The 1,376-nt window shown below is 72.8% G+C and carries 3 protein-coding genes; 2 read left to right on the forward strand and 1 reads right to left on the reverse strand.

The features are described from left to right. Both ACTIDRAF_RS31095 and mscL read left to right on the forward strand, forming a co-directional pair. On the forward strand, positions 1 to 412 hold a 412-nt coding region (locus ACTIDRAF_RS31095), incomplete at its 5' end, for a CpaB family protein (RefSeq protein ID WP_016701321.1). Positions 413 to 549: 137 nt separating this feature from the next. Beyond that, positions 550 to 999: a large conductance mechanosensitive channel protein MscL gene (mscL, locus tag ACTIDRAF_RS31100; protein WP_016701322.1), complete on the forward strand. Its 450-nt coding sequence runs from the start codon at positions 550 to 552 to the stop codon at positions 997 to 999. A gap of 99 nt (positions 1,000 to 1,098) precedes the next feature. Here mscL and ACTIDRAF_RS0224565 read toward each other — a convergent pair whose 3' ends face one another. Then, positions 1,099 to 1,281: a hypothetical protein gene (locus tag ACTIDRAF_RS0224565; RefSeq protein ID WP_016701323.1), complete on the reverse strand. Its 183-nt coding sequence runs from the start codon at positions 1,279 to 1,281 to the stop codon at positions 1,099 to 1,101. Positions 1,282 to 1,376: the final 95 nt, after the last annotated feature.

Here is a 1,376-nt window from a genome sequence, read left to right on the forward strand (position 1 = left end):
GGCGGCTGTGCGCCGCGCCCGCCTGCCGGCGGACGCCGTCCCCTCCGCCGCGATGACGGCACCGGAACAGGCGGCCGGCCGGGTTCCCCTCATTCCCGTCCAGGCCGGCGAGGTCCTCACCGAGGCGCGCTTCGCGGCGACGGAGACCCCCGGTCACGTCGCGGTACCCGTCCGGCCGCACGACCCGGCCGTGGTGGAACTCGTCCACCCGGGGGCTCGGGTGGACCTGGTCTCCTCGGAGGCGGGTGGGGCTGGACATGTCCTGGCCACGGATGTCACGGTCGTCTCGGTCGTCGCCACCGACGGCACGGCCACCCAGGGCTCGTTCGTCGTGGTCGCCCTCCCCGAGGCGCTCGGTCACCAGGTCGCGGCAGCGACGCTCAACACGCGGATTACGATCACGCTGCGCTGATCAACCGCTCCCCTGTGTGGTCGGAGTTGGCCCCGTTCGGTTCGTGGACGGTGTCCCGCCACGCTCCCGTGGGCGCGGGATCGGCCTCCCGTCGTGGGCCACCCGCCACGACGACATCACCAGACGAAGGAGGGCCCGTGCTCAAGGGCTTCAAGGACTTCCTGATGCGCGGCAACGTCGTGGAGCTCGCGGTCGCCGTCGTCATCGGCTCCGCTTTCACGGCGATCGTGACAGCGGTCACCGAGAACCTGATCCAGCCGATCCTCGACGCGGTCGGCCCGGCGGACGTGGGGAACCTCGGGGTCAGGATCGGCACCGCACCCGACGGCACGCCCATCACCGTCGACTTCGGGGCCGTGATCACGGCCGGCATCAACTTCCTCATGGTCGCGGCCGTCGTCTACTTCATCTTCGTGCTGCCGATGAACAAGCTCCAGGAACGCCGGCAGCGCGGGGAGGAGCCGGCCGCCGTCACCCCGACCGAGCTGGAACTGCTGACCGAGATCCGGGACCTGCTGCGCGAGCGGCAGCCTGGAGCGCAGCCCACCGCGGAGGAGGGCGTCGTCCTCGAACGGGACCGGGGCTGACACCGGGCCTGTCGCCGATCACGGGGGCTGGCGGGGTGGGCCCCACAGCTCGACGCCCGGGCGGCACGGCGGTCCTCCTGCCGGCGCACCGTTCTCGTGTCACTCGCCGTCGTGGTGGGGAGGGCGGTTCTCCCGGTACCAGTCCTCCGCCGAACGCTCCTGCCAGTAGCGCTCCTGGTCGTCCCGTTCGTCGGACGTCGTCTCCGGGAGGAGTTCCCCGACGACGTCCGCCGGCCTGGTCACCCGCCGCCGGGCGCGGCCGGGCCTGTCCCGCTCTCCCATGCACGCAGTATCCGCCGTGGTGGCCCCGCTGGGTGCACCGCCCCGGACCCCGGCGGTCCGCCCCGCGAGCAGCTGCTCCCATCAGCCCCGACCCC

Origin of the sequence: Actinoalloteichus spitiensis RMV-1378, assembly GCF_000239155.1 — a bacterium.
GTDB lineage: Bacteria > Actinomycetota > Actinomycetes > Mycobacteriales > Pseudonocardiaceae > Actinoalloteichus_B > Actinoalloteichus_B spitiensis.

What these genes read in the sequence shown, in the direction of transcription:
- ACTIDRAF_RS0224565 (WP_016701323.1), bottom strand. Translation starts at nt 1,281, where the DNA reads ATGGGAGAGCGGGACAGGCCCGGCCGCGCCCGGCGGCGGGTGACCAGG.